We start from the raw sequence: 15,872 nt of genomic DNA on the forward strand, positions 1-15,872 counted from the left end.
TATTACGGCGCAGAGCAGCGTTAACCCCTTCATGTTCCAGCGAATGAGACCCCGGCATCCGCCGATGGATCGCAGCTGTCCCGGCGATGCCGCACCCCCACCCCCCGCCGAGATGGGACAGCTCATGCGGAAAACATCCCTGTTATCCGTCTTACTGATCACCGCGCTCTCATACCTCGTCCTACCCGCTCAAGCGCACGCGGCGGTGCCGCCGCAGGAGCCGGGTATCACCCTGCGCACCTACGACGTCCAGGTCGAGCTGTCCAAGCTCTGCACGCTCAAGCCCGGTCAAACACCCAACGTGGACAAGCTGATGCCCACGATCGACTGGACCTCCGACGCCGACTTCGGCCTGACCGACACGTTCGTCACCGAGGTCATCGGCAACATCTCCATCGCCGCCGCAGGCTCGTACGAGTTCCGGCTCACCAGCGACGACGGCTCCCGGCTGCGCATCGACGACACCGTCGTGATCATCAATGACGGGCGGCACGGCCCGATCGCCGTGGACGGCATGATCACCCTGACCACTGGCTACCACGCGCTGCGCGTCGACCACTTTGAACACCTGTACGGCCAGCAGCTCAAGCTGGAGTGGAGACCACCGGGATCCGCGGAGTTCACCCTCGTACCGAACTCGGTGCTGAGCACGGACGCGGAAGTGGTGCGGGTCACCGCCCCCGGGCGCAAGGAGTGCGAGAGCGGCGCCGACTCGCCTGGCGACGGGCTGCCGCTGGAGTCGGTACACCCTGACCTCGCGCTCACCGACCTGCGGCCGGACGGTTTCCAGCCGCAGGTGACCGGGATGGACTGGCTGCCCGACGGCCGGTTGGCGATCGCCACGTGGGGCGGCTCGGAAACCAAGCTCGGCGAGGTCTACCTGCTCGACAACGTCACTGGCAAGACCTCAGCCGCGCAGGTGACCGCCAAGAAGATCGCCGGCGGGCTGCAGGAGCCCATGGGCATCAAGTACGTGGACGGCAAACTCTACGTGTCGGAGAAGTCCCGGCTGGTGGAGCTGAACGACACCAACGGCGACGAGGTCGCCGACAACCTCAGGACCGTGGCGAGCTGGCCGTTCGGCGGCAACTTCCACGAGTTCGCGTTCGGGCTGCTCTACCGTGGCGGCCACTTCTACCTCAACCTCTCCGTCGCCATCAATTACGGTGGCGCCACCACCGACCCGCAGCCGGCGCGGGACCGGGGCACGACCATCAAGGTCAACAAGGCCACCGGCAGGGTCGAATACATCGCCGGCGGTCTGCGCACGCCCAACGGCCTCACCTGGGGTCCGGGGGGTGACCTGTTCGTCACGGACAATCAGGGCGGCTGGCTGCCCGCCTCGAAACTGGTGCACATCAAGAAGGACCGGTTCTTCAACCACTACACCAACCCTGACGGCCCGTTCGACAACAATCTGGTGAGCCCGCCCGCGCTGTGGCTGCCGCACAACGAGATCGCCAACTCCCCCAGCACCCCGCTGGTCATGAGGCAGGGCAGGTTCGCGGGACAGATGCTGTTCGGCGACGTCACCTACGGCGGGATCCAGCGGGCCTACCTCGAGAAGGTCAACGGCGAGTACCAAGGCGCGGTCTTCCGCTTCACCCAAGGACTCGAGGCAGGGGTCAACCGGATCAGCCTGGGGCCCGACGGCGCCATCTACGCCGGAGGTCTCGGCGCCGGCGGAAACTGGGGCCAGCCGGGCAAGCTCACCTACGGCCTGCAGAAACTGACCCCGGGCGACGACAAGGCGTTCGACATCCTGAGGATGCGCGCGATCGAGGGCGGCTTCGAGCTGGAGTACACCCAGCCGCTGTCGGCGGAGACCGCCACGTCGCTGGCGTCCAAGTACCAGGTCACCCAATGGCGGTACGCCGCCGCCTCCACGTACGGTGGCCCCAAGGTGGACGAGGAGCCGCTGACCGTCACCTCCGCGAAGCTGACCTCCGGCGGGAAGAAGGTCACGCTCAAGATCGCGGGTCTCAAGCCCGGGCGCGTGGTGCACCTGCGGTCGCCGCGCCCGTTCAGCTCGGCCTCAGGGCAGCCGCTGTGGAGCACCGAAGCCTGGTACACCCTCAACTCGCTGGTCGGCGGCCCGACGACGGACACGACGTACGAGGCGGAGAGCGCGTCACACAGCGGCGGCGCGAAGCTGGGCACCGACCACCTCAGTTACTCGGGAAGCGGCTTCGTCGACGGCTACTGGACGGCGGGCGCGGCCACGCAGTTCGCCGTACGGGCAGCCGAGGCCGGCACGTACCACGTGGGCCTGCGCTACTCCAACGGCCCGCACCCCGCACCCGGCACCAAGTCGCTGAGCGTGTACGTCAACGGGACCAAGGTCAGACAGGTGCCGTTGCCCACCACGGAAACGTGGGACCTGTGGGCCACCCAGGTAGAACCGCTCACGTTGAAGGCAGGCGCCAACACCATCGCCTACAAGTACGACAGCGGCGACATAGGCAACGTCAACCTGGACTCCATCACCGTGGCCACACGACCGGTGCTCGAGGCGGAGAACGCCTCGCTGCGCGGTGGCGCGAAGGTGAGCACGAACCATCAGGGCTACACCGGCAAGGGCTTCGTCGACGGCTACACCGCCACGGGCGCGAGCACGTCGTTCACCGTACGGACGGACTCACCCGGCATGCACAACGTCGGGCTCCGCTACGCGGCCAACGCCGGCACCTCGGTGAGCGTGTACGTCAACGGTGACAAGGTCAGGCAGGTGCGGCTGGCCGCCACCGGCGGCTGGGACGCCTGGGCAGTCCAGACCGAGGCGCTCACCCTGAAGCGAGGATCGAACAGAATCACCTATAGCTACGACTCAGGCGACACAGGACAGCTCAGCCTCGACCACCTCACCGTGTCGAAGGCACAGCGGATCATGCTGTTCGACGGGTCCAACCTGGCGGCGTGGGAGAAGCGGGCCGGCGGACCGGCGACCTGGCCGATCGCGAACGGCTCTTTGGAGTCCTACGGCGGCGACATCCGTACCCGGCAGACGTTCGGTGACTTCAAGCTCCACGTCGAGTGGTACGAGCCGGACTACCCACCGGACGTGACCGGGCAGCAACGCGGCAACAGCGGCGTCTTCCTCCAGGAACGCTACGAGGTGCAGGTCCTCGAGTCGTACGGTGACACCACACCGGCTGCCAACGAGGCGGGCGCGATCTACTCCAAGCGCGCGCCCGACCGCAACGTGGCCACCGCCCCGGGAACCTGGCAGACCTACGAGATCACCTTCCGCGCGGCCCGCTACACCAGCGCGGGAGAGAAGGTCGACAACGCGCGGGTGACGGTCGTCTGGAACGGCGTCGTGGTGCACAACGACGTGGCCATCGACGGCGGCACAGGCGACAACATCCCGGAGAGCGCGGCCTGGGGCGGGATCCGCCTCCAGGACCACGGCGACCCCGGCGAGAATCCCCGCTTCCGCAACGTCTGGGTCGAACCCGTCACCTGACATCATCCGGCCCGGCAGGCCGTCCCGCCTCTGCGCGTGGCCGGTCTGCCGGGCCATGAGAGCGCCGTGCTGACCTCGTCCTGGTGATCGCCCACACGCAGACCGCGCCCGTCACCTGGCTCGGCTACGAGAAGCCGCCTTGGTTCCCTTGTTCCAGGCACTCAGATCAGATGGGTGAGCTCGACGTCCTTGGCGAAGGCGTGCAGATGGCGGACCAGGCTGGTGAGGACCTGCCGCAGCCGGGCGTCCTGGGCCCCGGCGAACGACGCCGCGACGACGTCCTCGGAACGCTCTTCGGAGAACCGAACGGGAGTCTGTGACATCGTGATCACGCCCTGGCGGCGTTGGGCTGTTGTCCCCCAGCATGGCCATGGCCGGCGGAGCGCCGCTACCCGGACGCGGTGGCGCGGAGGTCCGCCGGGGTCCAGCCAGCGGTGCCCGCGACGATCCGGACGGCCGCGCGGGCCAGCGGCTCCAGCCCCGCCACGTCGATCTTGTCGATCGTGTCGGCCGAGTCGAACAGGTACATCGGCGCCGACAGGAAGTGCACCAGCGGCACCCCCTCGGGATGGAAGAACGCGCCGTCCGTCGGCGGCATCGGCGAGAACACGTCCGGGGGCAGGACGAACGACCGCCGCAGGTCCTCCGCCTCCAGCGTCGCGGCGACGAGTTTCTCCAGCTGCGGGGCTCGCGTCGTGAACCACCATCGGACCTCGGGGTCGGCGGTCGGCACGAGCGTGCCGTCCATCGCCTCGCAGCGGAGCGCGGCGTGCTCCAGGTGCAGTTCGAGCACCACGTCGGCCAGTTCCGGCCGGTGGCGGTCGATGAAGGCGCGGGTGCCCGCCGCGTGGGCCATGTGCCCGGAGGTGAGCAGGAACGTCAGGTTGTGTGGGCGCTCCCCGGCCGGGACACGGGCCCAGTGGCGGGCGGCGGCCAGGACGAGGGCCAGGCCGGAGGCGTCCTCGACGGCCGAGGCCCATGGGGCGTCGTGGTGCGAGGCGACGATGACCGTGTGGGGCGAGTTGCCCGGGAGGGTGGCGACCACGTTGTGGGTGATCACGGTGTCGGTGGCGGACTCGGCGATCAGCTCACCCTCGCACGGGAGGCGGGCCAGGAGCCGGCGGGCGTCCGTCCCGGACAGCCACAGGGCGGGGATGGGGCGCTCGACCGCGTCGTACGGCACGTAGTAGTCGCGGGTCTCCCAGGGGACGCCGGTCAGCGCGCCTATGAAGCCCGCGGCCCCGGCGGCCAGGGCGGGCTCGACGACCTCCATCATCCGCGGGCCGAACGGGATGGTCTGGACGAGGGTGTCGAACACTCCCTCGGGGTCGTACGCCGAGGTGGCGAGCGTCTTGACGTACGACTGCGGCAGCTCGCTGAAGGTCACCTCGTCCACGACGATGTCGCCCGGCCGGGCGTCGGCGAGCCGCGCGATCCGGCCCCGCAGGCCGCCGGTCGACGCGGTGTGGGGCAGCGGCATGCCGGTCCACGAGGTGCCGTCATCGAGGCGCAGCAGACTGGCGCCCGGTTGCCAGCGCCGCACCTCGACCGGTTCGAGCGTGACCTCCAGGCCGAACTCCGCCAGGCGCTCCGCCAGCCATCGCTCGGTCCACGCGTCCGCCGGGTAGCCGGGGCGGCGGACGCCCTGCCCCACGACGGTCTCGATCCAGCCCAGCATCTCCGCCGCGGAAGGCACGTGCTCCATGGCCACGATCCAACCATTGACACGACCCACTTGTGAAGCGAGAGTTTCGGTCATCCGTACAAATCATGGAGGCTGTATGAAGTTCGTCGTGGTCGCCGTCGCGCTCGTACTCGGGCTCCTGGCCAGGCCCGCCCAGGCCGCGGACACCATCGAGGCGCACTACAAGGTCGCGGGCCCGTGGACGGTCACGACCGCCGACGCGCCCGGATACAAGCTCTACTACCCGGCCGACCTCGGGGCGGGCGGCTTCAAGCACCCGATCATCACCTGGGGCAACGGGACCAACGCGGCGCCCACGCAGTATCCGGGGCTGCTCAACCAGTTGGCCTCTTGGGGGTTCGCCGTGGTCGCCTCCACCGATACCACGACAGGCACCGGATCCGAGATGATCGCCGCGGCCCAGTACCTGATCGACCGGAACACCGACAGCTCCAGCGTCTTCTACGGCAAGCTCGACGTGACCAAGGTCGGCGCGGTCGGCCACTCCCAGGGCGCGGGCGGTTCGGTGAACACCGCCACCAAGTCCAACGGCCTCATCGACACTGTCGTCCCCATCGCGCTGCCCGCCCCGATCTGGGTGAGCGCGGGCGACGCGTTCCACGTGGACCAGCTGACCTGCCCCGTGCTGTTAGTCAGCGGGTCCAGCGACACGATCATCTCCCCCAACTCAGCGCTGCAGACGTACTACGCCCAGGTCCCTGGCGCGGCGGCGAAGGCGCTGCTCAAGGGCGCCGGCCACAACACGATCCAGGGCACGGGCGGTGGCTTCCTCGGATACGTGACGGCGTGGCTGATGTACCAGCTCCAGGGCGACACGTACGCGCGCGACGCCTTCGCGGGCACCTCGCCCGAGATCAACACCAACGCCAACTGGCAGAACCAGGTGGAGAAGAACCTGCCCTGAGAAAAACGGATGGCCGGACGGCGCTCGGCGCACGACCAAGCGTCCCACGGACGTCATCGCCGAAGCGGTCGAGTTGATCAGGAACTCCACTTGTCCGGGCGACTACGACCAGGCGTTCGGTCCACGCCTCGATCGCGCGGACACTGCACGAGGCGACGAACGGGCCGTTTCCGAGCTGCTGTGCCTGGCCGAGCGCTCCGACGAGGATGTGCGCTTCTACGTCGCGTGGTCGCTGCCGCTGGGCCGCGACCGTACGCGCGACTCACGGGCCGGCGCCGCCTGAGGCCGCAAGTCGCCTAACGTTCCGGCCGTAGTGCGAAGGCGGCGCGCGGGTTGGCGATCAGCGCGGCCTTGGCCGCCTCGCCGAGCCCCTCCGCCTCCAGCCGCGGCACGAACCGCTCCAGCAGGTACGTCAGCCCCGGCCCGCCACCCAGCCCCGGCCAGTACGACCGCCGCGCCAGGTCCATGCCGAACAGCAGCCGATGCCCCAGCCCGCGCCCGGCCAGCTCGGCGACGAGCGCCACGATCTCGCTGTCGGGTCCGTACTTGATCCGCCCGGGGCGGTCGAAGGCCAAGTAAGCGCCTCTCTCCGCCAATGAGGCGAGATATCCGGCGTCGGGATTGTGGTCGATGTGCCCGAGCACCACCCGATCGGCCTCCACGCCGTCGGACGACAGCGCGTCCAGCAGCTCGTGCCCCATCGTGCCCTTGTCGCAGTGGGTGACGACCGGCACGCCGGTACGGAGGGCGGCCGCGGCCACCGCGCCGATCAGCCGCTCCACCCCGCGCCCGAACGCGTGGTACGAGGTCGCGATCTTGATGCCTCCCGCCCGCGCCGGCGACCGCCGAACCAGCGGCCCGACCAGCCCGTACTCGTCCATGCCGAGCTCGATCTCGGCCACCAGCAGCTCGGCGATCTCGTCGGGCGAGTAGCGGCGCAGCCAGTGGGCGTCGCTGTAGTAGGTGCTCTTGTGGAAGCCGGTCACCGCGATCACGTGCAGCCCGGTCCGCTCGGCCAGCGCCTTCATCAGCGACGGGCTGCGGCCGAACCCGAGCGGCGTCATCTCGACCACTGCGGACAGCCCGAGCCGCTGGGCCGCCGTCACCTCGGCGACGGCCGCGTCCAGGGAGTCGAGCCGGTAGTCGGGCTCGTTGCGGACGGGCCAGTCACCGGTCATGAAAAAGTGCTCGTGCGCATAGGTGACGCCGATCTCCTCGACGTCCCCCAGCACCGTGCGAACCGTCACAGGAGCGCTCCTTCCTCGCGTAGCCGGGCGCGCAGCAGCTCCACGTCCACCGCCGCAGGCTCCACCCCGGCCTGTACGGCCAGCGCAGCCGCCGTCCCGGCCGCCTGCCCCATCGCCATGCACTGCCCCATGGACCGGGCCGAGGCGTGCGCGTCGTGCGTGGCCGACAGGCACCGCCCCGCGACGATCAGCCCGTCAACCTCGACCGGCAGCAGGCAGCGGTACGGGATCCCGTAGGTCCCGTAGTCGTGCACGTACTCCCACCGGGTGGCCGCCCCGGCGGCGTGGTCCTCGATGGGGGCGCCGCACCGGGCGATCGTGTCGGGAAAATCCCTCCCGGCCAACACATCATCAGAAGTCAGGACATATCGTCCAACGAGCCGCCGCGACTCCCGCACCCCGATCCGCACGGACGTGCTCAGCAGCACCGCCGACTCGTACCCGGGCACCTTGGCCCGCAGGAAGCGGACGTACTCCCGCACCTGCGCACGTCCCTCGCGTTCGGCGCGCGACAGCTCGAACGGGTCGGTCGGGGCAAGCCCGCTCACTCTGGTCAGGTTGGTGTGCACGATCCCGTCGTTGACGGTCCCGTGCACGGAGCCCTCGCGCCTGGGCAGGTCGGCGTCGGCCATCAGCGCGTGCAGCTCGGCCGTGCTGGTGGCGGACAGGTCCACCCCGCCCAGCCGGAACGTGGCCGTCATCGGCTGCGACCGCATGCTCGGCCGCTCCAGCGTGGCCCCGGCCCGCCAGGCGACCTCGCCGTCGCCCGTCGCGTCCACGACCACCCGGGCCTTGACCAGGAACCAACCGGCCACGGTCTCCACCTCGACCCCGGTCCCCGGCACGTACGCGCACACCCGCGCGTGCAGCAGCACGCCGGCGCCGGAGGTGAGCTCGTCCCAGACGAGCTTGAGCTCCTCCGGCTCATACGTGACGCCGGTGCCGGCCCCGTACGTGTTGGGCCGCTCGAAAGCGGCTCCGGCGGAGAAGAGCCGTTCGCACACCTCCCAGCCGATCCCGCCGACGACCCGCCGCGAGACCGGGCCGGGGGCGTAGAAGCCGTAGAACGTGTCGAGCACGGCGACGCCGGTGCCGCCGAGGAAGCCAGCCGGCTCCACCAGCAGGCACGACGAGCCGGCGCGGACCGCCGCCGCGGCCGCCGCGCACCCGGCGCTGCCGCCACCGGCGACGACCACGTCGCCTTCCCACAGGACGTTCACCGCAGATGCCACCCTCCGTCGACGGGAATGACCGCGCCCGTGGTCCGCCCCGACGAGGGCGAGAGCAGCCACAGCACGGCCTGCGCGACCTCCTCCGGCCGACAGGGGCTCGCGCCGAGGGGCATCAGCGCGGGCATCCTGGCCTGGACGGCGGCGGACGTGCGGGCACGGACGCTCATCGGCGTGGCCACGAGGCCGGCCGAGACCAGGTTGACCCGCACCCCGCGCGGCGCGGCCTCGCGGGCCGCGGTCCTGATCAGCGGGATCAGCGCGCCCTTGGCCGAGGCGTAGGCCACGGTGCGGAAGTCGTCGTCGATCGACGTGCCGAGCGCCGAGCCGATCACCACGATCGACCCGCCCTCGGCCAGCGCGGGGATCGCCGCGCGCAGCAGCCGGAACACCGACTCGTGGTTGACCCGGTGCACCTCGTGCCAGGCCTCGTCGGTGCACTCGGCCACACCGCCGTCGCCGAGCCTGCGGCCGGACATGCCGACCGCGTGCACGACGCCGGCCAACCGCCCATGCCGGGCTGTGGCCTGGGCCAGCGCCTTCTCGACCCCGCCGGGCTCGGTGATGTCGATGCCGTCAGCGAGGTCCACGCCGTACGCGCTCGCGCCGGACGCCTCGACCGCCTCCACGCAGGCGCGGCCGATGCCGCCGTCCGAGCCCGCCACCAGGACGGCGCTCATGGCTTCCTGAGCACGGCGGCGGCGCGGCGCGCGTGTTCAAGGTAGGCGGCCTCGAACAGCTCGTCGGAGCGGGAGGTGCCGACGAGCTTGGCGCTGGAGATGACCGGCGGCGTCCAGCCGCCCGCGACCAGCAGCTCGGCCGTGCGGACCTTGATCTCGTTGACCACGGAGACGGCCGCCAGCGTGCTGCCGGGGCCGACCGGCTCGGCCAGCCCTTCGACGTGGCACAGCGCGTCGCCGACCGGGGTGCGCAGGTCGATCACCACGTCGGCGTGGTCGGCCAGCCGGGTGCCGCTGGGATGTCCGGGCTCGACGGCCATGGTCTCGTTCATCGAGGTCACGGCCACGACGGACAGGCCCGCCTTGCGCAGGCCCATGGCCATCTCGATGGGCACGGCGTTCAGCCCGCTGACGCTGAAGACGATGGCCGCGTCGCTCGGCCGCAGCTCGAAGTTGGCCAGGATGGCCTCGGCCAGCCCTTCGACCCGTTCGATGAACATGGCCTGCCGCATCCCGTTCGAGCCGGCCACCTGGGTGTAGAAGGTCGTGGACAGGTCGACGATGGGGTGGAAGCCGGGGTAGGAGCCGTAGCGGGGGAACATCTCCTCCACGCCCATCCGCGAATGTCCGGTTCCGAACGTATGCACCACTCCTCCGCCGAGTATCGCCTCAGAGGCGATGCGAGCGGCTTCGGCAAGGGCGTCCTCCTGTGTCCGTTCGATCTCGCCGAGCAGCTCCATGGCGCGGCTTATCCACTTCATCCAGATCTCCTCCCGTAGAGTGCGGCGCCGATGGCCCCCGCCATCTGGCCGAGTACGGCGGGCAGCACAGTGACGTCTCCGATCAGCGGTCGTCTGCGCGCGAGTTCGGTGTGCAGGGTGGTTCGCATGAGGTCGAGCGCGCCGGAGACGCCGCCGCCGACGACCACCGAGCCGACCCCGAAGAACGCGGCCGCGTCGCCCAGCGCCACGCCGAGCGCCCATCCGGCCTGCTCGAACACCTGGGCCGCCCGCCCGTCCCCGGCCCTGGCCGCCTCGGCGACCTCCGCCGCGGTGACCTGCGCCTTCGCCCCGGCGATCTTCGCCGCCGCCCCCGGGCCGAGGGCCCGCACGATGCCCGGTCCGGCGGCGAACGTCTCCACGCAGCCCCGGTTGCCGCAGCAGCAGACCGGCCCCCGGGGGGAGACGGTGACGTGGCCGATCTCGCCGAGGTTGTCGCGCGGCCCGACGAGGACGGCCCCGCGCAGCGCCACGGCCCCGCCCACGCCGGTGCCGAGCACGGCGAACAGCACGTCGGCCAGCCCACGGGCGGCGCCCAGTGCCAGCTCGGCGCGCGCGAAGGCGCGGGCGTCGTTGACGACGGAGACGGGGACCCCGGTCAGCGCGCGCAGCCGGGCCCCCACGGGGTAGCCGTCCCAGTCACCCGGCGGATTCGGGACGAACAGGGCGGTGCCGGTCTCGCGGTCCACGTGGCCGGGGAGCCCGATCCCGATGGACTCGGCGTGCGGGGCCAGCGAGGCCGCGAGCTTCACCGTCTCCTCGGGGCCGGGCGGCGTGGGGACGGTGCCCGAGCCGGAGACCGCGTCGCCCTCCAGCGTCACCCATTTGGTGTACGTGCCGCCGACGTCGATCCCAAGCGCCGTCATGGCCCGACCTCCAGCGCCCGGGAGGCGAAGCGGGCCCCGCCGCGCGGCCGCCGGAAGGGCTCGACACCGAGCAGCCGCAGGTAGGCCAGCAGCGGCTGGGAGTGGCTGTGCAGGTTCGCGACCGGGTAGGCCTGCATGGCCACGCCGACCTCGGCCAGGTCCCAGGTGCGCCCCGGGCGGCCGGTCTCGGGGGCCAGGTAGGCGTCGGGGCCCGACAGCGTGCCCTCCCAGACGTCCGGGTAGGCGGTCGTATGCGCGGCCAGCGTCATCCGCCGCCACCAGTCCCAGGCCAGGTCGGGGAGGTGTTCGGCGGCGGCCCAGACGAGCGTCATGTTGATCGCGTACCAGATCGTGCCGACCCCGCCGGGGCCGTACCCGTCGCGGGCGGGCCAGCGCAGCCGGGCGCCCAAAGGGGAATCGGCGGCGGAAGTCCGCTCGATCGTGCGCAGCAGCTCCACGGCCCGCTCGGGCGGGGCGGCGCCGCACAGAACGGCCCAGGGCTGCACCTCCAGCCACAGATCGTCGTCGCCGACGACCGCTCCCGGGCCGTACGCGCGGCGGTACCAGCGCCCGTTCCACTCCCCCGCGACCAGTTCGCGCAGCTCCTCGCCGAGCTTGCGGGCCTCGGCGGCGGTCGCGTCGTCGCCCAGGCGCTCGGCCAGCGTCGCGTAGCGCGGCAGGACCCAGGCGGCCATGGCGGAGTTCAGGACGGACTCGCCCTGGGCGATCATCACCTCGCGGGGCACGCCACTCTCGGTGATGGCCATGTCGTTCCAGTCGGCGTTGAGGATGCGGACATGCCCGTGCTCGCCCCGTCCGACCACATCGGCGAAGAATCTGAACTGCCTGCGCAGGTTCTCCCGCAGCGGCACCTCGGGCGCCTCGTGGATCGGGTGGTACCGCACGTCCGCGTGGAAGGCGGCCTCGTCGCCCGTCGCGCTCAGGTACTCGGCGGCCAGCCACAGGGCCCACAGGTTCTGGTCCGACGGGCGGAACAGGTCGGTCCAGGGCCGCTTGTCGGGTCCGAGCGCATAGGGCAGGTCGCCGTCGGGTCCGCCCCATGCGCACGTGTTGCGCAGCACGGACAGCGCCAGGTCGGGCTCGATGTGAACGAGCGGGAGCGCGTGCTGGAGCGGGTCACGGGCGGCGCCGTTGAAGCCGTGCCGAAAGGAGTAGCAGGATCCCTGGTCGAGGGTGTGGCCCCCGAGCACGCCGTCGGCGCAGGCGGCGCCGGTGAGCAGGGCCGCGTGCCAAGGGATCTCCCGCTCGGCCTCGGGCGCCCGCGCGGCGGACGCGCGCGGCAGCCGGGCGCGCAGGGCCTCCAGGCTCCCCTCGAACGCCGCGGTCTGGGAGGTGGAACCCAGCAGACCGTAGCGGAGGTCCAGCACCCGCTCCTCGCCCGCCGCCAGCTCCAGCGGGAGCGCGAGCCGTCCGGACCGCGTCCGGGCTCCGCCGATCAGCTCCAGCTCGAGCCCGGGGTCGTCCGCGTCGGCGGCGCCGGTGATGAGCTCGACCCGGGCCGTCCTGGCCGCCCACGCCTCGGTCAGCTCCAGCTGCGCCGGCGCGTCGAGCAGGTTGCGCACCCGCAGCCTGATCAGCACCCACGGCTGCTCGCCCTCCGGGCAGAGGACCGTGCGTTCCAGCGCCACCCGCTCGTCGGCCACCCGGACGATGGTGAAGGCGGGCCCGAAGATCCGCTCAGATCCTGAAATATCGGTGGAAAGCTTGCCAACGCGGGTCACGCCGGTCCCCCGGGTGAGCCACAGCAGGCCGGTGTGTTCGTCGAACAGGTCGCTCAGCCCGTAGTTGTCCGACACCAGCGTGATCCGCCGGTTGCCCACGTGCGCGAAGTGCCGCCGCGTGGGCGGGTCCAGCACGGGGTCCCACTCGGCGCGCGGGTCCCGCTCCTGGTCCAGCGTGTACGCGAACGCGGGCAGCCCGTACGCCGTCGTCCACTCCCCGTACGAGCTCATTTGCGCACCCCTCCCAGGGTCAGCCCGGCGATGTAGTAGCGCTGCAGCAGGAACATCAGCGCCAGCGGCGGCACCGCCGTGATCAGCGCGGCGGTGCTGACCAGGCCGATGCTGAAGTCGTACTCGGTCTGGAGCTGCGACAGCCCGACCGGCAGCGGCCACAGCTCCGGGTTGTTGGCCACAATGAGCGGCCAGAGCAAGTTGTCCCACTGCGCGAGGAACTGCAGCAGGAAGAGCGTCAGCAGCGCGGGCCGCAGCAGGGGCACGCCGATGCGGGCAAAGATGCGCAGCTCACCGGCCCCGTCCACGCGCGCCGACAGCAGCAGCTCGCGCGGCAGCGCCAGGGCGAACTGGCGGACCAGGAACACCCCGAAGGCGCTCATCATGAACGGCACGATCATGCCCTGGAAGGTGTCGATCCAGCCCAGCGCCTTGACGATGAGGTACATCGGCACGAGCACCACGATCGGCGACAGCGACAGCGTCCCCACGATCACCGCGAACAGCGCGCGACTGCCGGGGAAGCGGAGCTGCGCGAGCGCGTACCCGCCCGCGGCGGAGAGGATCACCTCGAGCACCGCGATGCCGAGCGAGAGGATCAGGCTGTTGCGCAGGTAGAGCGGGAAGCCGCCCTGGCCGAACAGCTGCGCCACGTGCGCACCGAGCTGGGAGACGTCGAACGACAGCCCACCCAGGTCGCTCGCATCCGAGGCCGAGGAGACCGCGAACATCGCGTACACCGGCAGCAGCATGACGGCCACGACCAGCGTCAAGACGGTCCCGCGTAAGACCTTCACCCGTCCTCGCCTCCCCGCAGCACGCGGAACTGCGCGATCGAGAGCATCAGCATGGCCACGAGCAGCACCATCGCGATGGCCGACGCGTAGCCCATGCGCTCGAACGTGAAGCCGGTCGCCCACATGTAGAGCGGCAGCACCTCGGTCGCGCCCGCCGGGCCGCCCTTGGTCAGCAGGAAGGCGGGCACGAACGACTGCATCGCCCCGACCACCGCGATGACCAACACGAACAGCAGCGTGCGGCGCAGCAGCGGCAGCGTGATGCGGAAGAAGATCCGCACCGGCCCCGCCCCGTCGAGCCCGGCGGCCTCGAAAACGCTCAGCGGCAGCCCCTGGAGGCCCGCGGTCAGGATGATCACGAACAGGCCGAGGTGCTTCCACGTCGTCATGATCACCAGGGCCCAGAGCGCCAGGCCCTCGTCGGTCAGCCACGTCTTCGGCTCCGCGCCGGCCAGCCCGATCAGCGCGTTGGCCAGGCCGTCCTCGGCGAAGATCACCGACCAGGTCAGCGAGGTGGCCACCAGCGGCATCGCGGCCGGGATCATGACGAGCGCACGGAGGAAGGCGTTGTAGCGGCCCGGCTTGCTCAGCGGCACGGCGATCGCTAGGCCGAGCACGATCGAGGGCACCACGGAGCCGACGGTGTAGACGGCGGTGACCCTGGCCGAGTTCAAGAAGCCGGGGTCGTCCAGCATCCTGCGGTAGTTGTCCAGGCCCGTCCACTCGGGGGCGCCGGCGAGGTCGTAGCTGGTGAAGCTGAGGTAGACCGCCGACACGAACGGCACGAACCAGAAGACCAGGAAGTACAGGGCGGCGGGGAGGGACAGCAGGGCGCCGGTGCGCGCCTCCGCCCAGCGCTGCCCGTTGCCCGAGACCCGCGCCACGCGAGGTGCGAGCCCCAGCGACAGCGTCATAGGGCGATCCGCATCGCCTGGTCGAAGCCGGCCGCGGCCTGCTCGGGCGTCTTCTTGCCGAACGCCACCGCGTCGCCGGCGTCGGTGAGCGCCTTGGCCATCTCGTTCCAGACGGGCGTCTGCGGGCCGAAGTCGGCGTGCGGGGCGGCGGCGGCCATGATGTCGATGGCCTTCTGATCGGCCCCGGGCAGCTTCTCCCAGCCCTTGACCGGGGTGAGCAGACTGGCGTTCTTGAGTTGCTTGGCGGCCACGTCCTCGCGCTGGAGGTATTCGATGAAGTGCCAGGCGGTGTACTGGAGCTTGGACTTCTGGGCGACCGCCCAGCCCCAGGTGTAGGCGGGCGCGACCGGCTGACCCGACTCCCAGCGGGGCATCGGCGCGATGTCGAAGCCCTTGCCGAAGGTCAGCTTGGGGTTCAGCGTCGGGAACAGGTCCATCCCGAACAGCCCGGACACCAGCATGGCCGCCTCACCGGTGGCGAACAGCCCGAACCCGGACAACGGGTTCGATAGCTTGGGGTTGCCCAGGCTGCCGTAGTAGCGCAGCGCCTCGACCCCGGCGTCAGAGGCGAGCGTGGCCTTGGTGGCGTCAGGGCTGAGTATCGTGCCGCCCTTGCCCTTGACCAGGGCGAGCAGCTGCATCAGCGTCCACTGCGGGCTGCCCAGGATCCACTGCAGGCCCACCTTCTTGCCGTCGGCCGAGGTCAGCCGCTTGCTGTACTCGGCGACCTCCTCCCAGGTGGTGGGCGGCTTGTCCGGGTCGAGCCCGGCTTCGGCGAACCTGTCCTTGCGGTAGTAGAGGTAGCAGATCGTGTAGTCGATGGGGGCGCCGTACAGCTTGCCCTCGTACGACAGCGAGCCGATCGCGTGCTCGTCGTACGCCTGGACCAGCGCCTTCTCGTCGGCCACGCCCATGGCCTTGGGGATGATCGGGGCGAGCCGGCCCTTGCGCGCGTGGCCCGGGATCGTCCAGCCGCCGATCTTGACCAGGTCGGGCGGGACGTCGCCGGCGAAGGCAGTCAGCAGCTTGGCGTCGAGCTTGTCGACCGGCACGTACAAGGGGGTGATGTCGACGCCGCCGAACTCCTGCATGTAGCTGTGCAGCAGCGGGTTGAAGACCTTGTCGTACGCCTTGGTCTGGTGCAGCCAGACGGAGAGCTTGCCGCGCGGCACCCCGTCGGCGGGGACCGGGGCGGCCGGTTCCGAGCCGCAGGCGGCGAGCAGGCCGGACGCCGTCGCGAGAGTGGCGGTTCTGAGCAGGGCACGGCGGGTCAACCTGGTCATGCTCGACCTCCCGGTAGTGGGCCGGTATA

14 protein-coding genes are annotated in these 15,872 nt (G+C 70.8%); 3 read left to right on the plus strand and 11 right to left on the minus strand.

Annotated elements, in window-relative coordinates; all coding sequences use genetic code 11:
- Positions 1–124: 124 nt before the first annotated feature.
- The gene (locus OHA25_RS48375) at positions 125–3,466 is read left to right on the plus strand and encodes a family 16 glycoside hydrolase (protein WP_327583587.1); all 3,342 of its coding nucleotides are present in this window, start codon (positions 125–127) and stop codon (positions 3,464–3,466) included.
- A gap of 161 nt (positions 3,467–3,627) precedes the next feature.
- Here the strand turns inward: OHA25_RS48375 and OHA25_RS48380 are convergent, their stop codons facing one another.
- Positions 3,628–3,789, minus strand: coding sequence for a dioxygenase (locus OHA25_RS48380; RefSeq protein WP_327583588.1), 162 nt, complete (start codon positions 3,787–3,789; stop codon positions 3,628–3,630).
- Positions 3,790–3,854: 65 nt separating this feature from the next.
- Positions 3,855–5,171: a M28 family metallopeptidase gene (locus OHA25_RS48385; protein WP_327583589.1), complete on the minus strand. Its 1,317-nt coding sequence runs from the start codon at positions 5,169–5,171 to the stop codon at positions 3,855–3,857.
- A gap of 76 nt (positions 5,172–5,247) precedes the next feature.
- On the opposite strand from OHA25_RS48385, the gene OHA25_RS48390 reads away from it, so the two are divergent.
- Positions 5,248–6,075 carry an alpha/beta hydrolase family protein gene (locus tag OHA25_RS48390; RefSeq protein ID WP_327583590.1) on the plus strand — a complete coding sequence of 276 codons (828 nt, stop codon included), beginning with the start codon at positions 5,248–5,250 and terminating at the stop codon, positions 6,073–6,075.
- 73 nt (positions 6,076–6,148) lie between these two features.
- The gene (locus OHA25_RS48395) at positions 6,149–6,358 is read left to right on the plus strand and encodes a hypothetical protein (RefSeq protein ID WP_327583591.1); all 210 of its coding nucleotides are present in this window, start codon (positions 6,149–6,151) and stop codon (positions 6,356–6,358) included.
- 13 nt (positions 6,359–6,371) lie between these two features.
- On the opposite strand, the gene OHA25_RS48400 is transcribed toward OHA25_RS48395, so the two are convergent.
- Genes OHA25_RS48400 through OHA25_RS48440 form a run of 9 tightly spaced genes read right to left on the minus strand, consistent with a single transcriptional unit; the run spans position 6,372 to position 15,843 of the window.
- Positions 6,372–7,322 carry a phosphotriesterase family protein gene (locus OHA25_RS48400; RefSeq protein WP_327583592.1) on the minus strand — a complete coding sequence of 317 codons (951 nt, stop codon included), beginning with the start codon at positions 7,320–7,322 and terminating at the stop codon, positions 6,372–6,374.
- Positions 7,319–8,542 (minus strand): FAD-dependent oxidoreductase, encoded by a 1,224-nt coding sequence (locus OHA25_RS48405; RefSeq protein ID WP_327583593.1) that lies wholly within the window; start codon positions 8,540–8,542, stop codon positions 7,319–7,321. The genes OHA25_RS48400 and OHA25_RS48405 overlap by 4 nt, the downstream gene beginning before the upstream one ends.
- Positions 8,539–9,231 (minus strand): SDR family oxidoreductase, encoded by a 693-nt coding sequence (locus tag OHA25_RS48410; protein WP_327583594.1) that lies wholly within the window; start codon positions 9,229–9,231, stop codon positions 8,539–8,541. Before OHA25_RS48410 ends, OHA25_RS48405 begins: the two co-directional genes overlap by 4 nt.
- Positions 9,228–9,992 (minus strand): SIS domain-containing protein, encoded by a 765-nt coding sequence (locus OHA25_RS48415; protein ID WP_327583595.1) that lies wholly within the window; start codon positions 9,990–9,992, stop codon positions 9,228–9,230. Before OHA25_RS48415 ends, OHA25_RS48410 begins: the two co-directional genes overlap by 4 nt.
- Positions 9,989–10,876 carry an ROK family protein gene (locus OHA25_RS48420; RefSeq protein WP_327583596.1) on the minus strand — a complete coding sequence of 296 codons (888 nt, stop codon included), beginning with the start codon at positions 10,874–10,876 and terminating at the stop codon, positions 9,989–9,991. Before OHA25_RS48420 ends, OHA25_RS48415 begins: the two co-directional genes overlap by 4 nt.
- A complete protein-coding gene (locus tag OHA25_RS48425) occupies positions 10,873–12,849 on the minus strand; it encodes a GH36-type glycosyl hydrolase domain-containing protein (protein WP_327583597.1) in 1,977 nt (658 codons plus the stop codon). Before OHA25_RS48425 ends, OHA25_RS48420 begins: the two co-directional genes overlap by 4 nt.
- The gene (locus OHA25_RS48430; protein WP_327583598.1) at positions 12,846–13,646 is read right to left on the minus strand and encodes a carbohydrate ABC transporter permease; all 801 of its coding nucleotides are present in this window, start codon (positions 13,644–13,646) and stop codon (positions 12,846–12,848) included. Before OHA25_RS48430 ends, OHA25_RS48425 begins: the two co-directional genes overlap by 4 nt.
- On the minus strand, positions 13,643–14,560 hold the full coding sequence (locus tag OHA25_RS48435; RefSeq protein ID WP_327583599.1) for a carbohydrate ABC transporter permease: 918 nt from the start codon (positions 14,558–14,560) through the stop codon (positions 13,643–13,645). Before OHA25_RS48435 ends, OHA25_RS48430 begins: the two co-directional genes overlap by 4 nt.
- Positions 14,557–15,843: an extracellular solute-binding protein gene (locus OHA25_RS48440; protein ID WP_327583600.1), complete on the minus strand. Its 1,287-nt coding sequence runs from the start codon at positions 15,841–15,843 to the stop codon at positions 14,557–14,559. Before OHA25_RS48440 ends, OHA25_RS48435 begins: the two co-directional genes overlap by 4 nt.
- Positions 15,844–15,872 lie beyond the last annotated feature (29 nt).

Origin of the sequence: Nonomuraea sp. NBC_00507 (genome assembly GCF_036013525.1) — a bacterium.
GTDB lineage: Bacteria > Actinomycetota > Actinomycetes > Streptosporangiales > Streptosporangiaceae > Nonomuraea.

Bases quoted from the DNA above. Each gene is read 5' to 3' on its own strand.
- OHA25_RS48385 (WP_327583589.1), bottom strand. From the start codon at position 5,171: ATGGAGCACGTGCCTTCCGCGGCGGAGATGCTGGGCTGGATCGAGACC.
- OHA25_RS48410 (WP_327583594.1), bottom strand. From the start codon at position 9,231: ATGAGCGCCGTCCTGGTGGCGGGCTCGGACGGCGGCATCGGCCGCGCC.
- OHA25_RS48440 (WP_327583600.1), bottom strand. From the start codon at position 15,843: ATGACCAGGTTGACCCGCCGTGCCCTGCTCAGAACCGCCACTCTCGCG.
- OHA25_RS48375 (WP_327583587.1), top strand. From the start codon at position 125: ATGCGGAAAACATCCCTGTTATCCGTCTTACTGATCACCGCGCTCTCA.
- OHA25_RS48380 (WP_327583588.1), bottom strand. From the start codon at position 3,789: ATGTCACAGACTCCCGTTCGGTTCTCCGAAGAGCGTTCCGAGGACGTC.
- OHA25_RS48420 (WP_327583596.1), bottom strand. From the start codon at position 10,876: ATGACGGCGCTTGGGATCGACGTCGGCGGCACGTACACCAAATGGGTG.
- OHA25_RS48415 (WP_327583595.1), bottom strand. From the start codon at position 9,992: ATGAAGTGGATAAGCCGCGCCATGGAGCTGCTCGGCGAGATCGAACGG.
- OHA25_RS48425 (WP_327583597.1), bottom strand. From the start codon at position 12,849: ATGAGCTCGTACGGGGAGTGGACGACGGCGTACGGGCTGCCCGCGTTC.
- OHA25_RS48390 (WP_327583590.1), top strand. From the start codon at position 5,248: ATGAAGTTCGTCGTGGTCGCCGTCGCGCTCGTACTCGGGCTCCTGGCC.
- OHA25_RS48435 (WP_327583599.1), bottom strand. From the start codon at position 14,560: ATGACGCTGTCGCTGGGGCTCGCACCTCGCGTGGCGCGGGTCTCGGGC.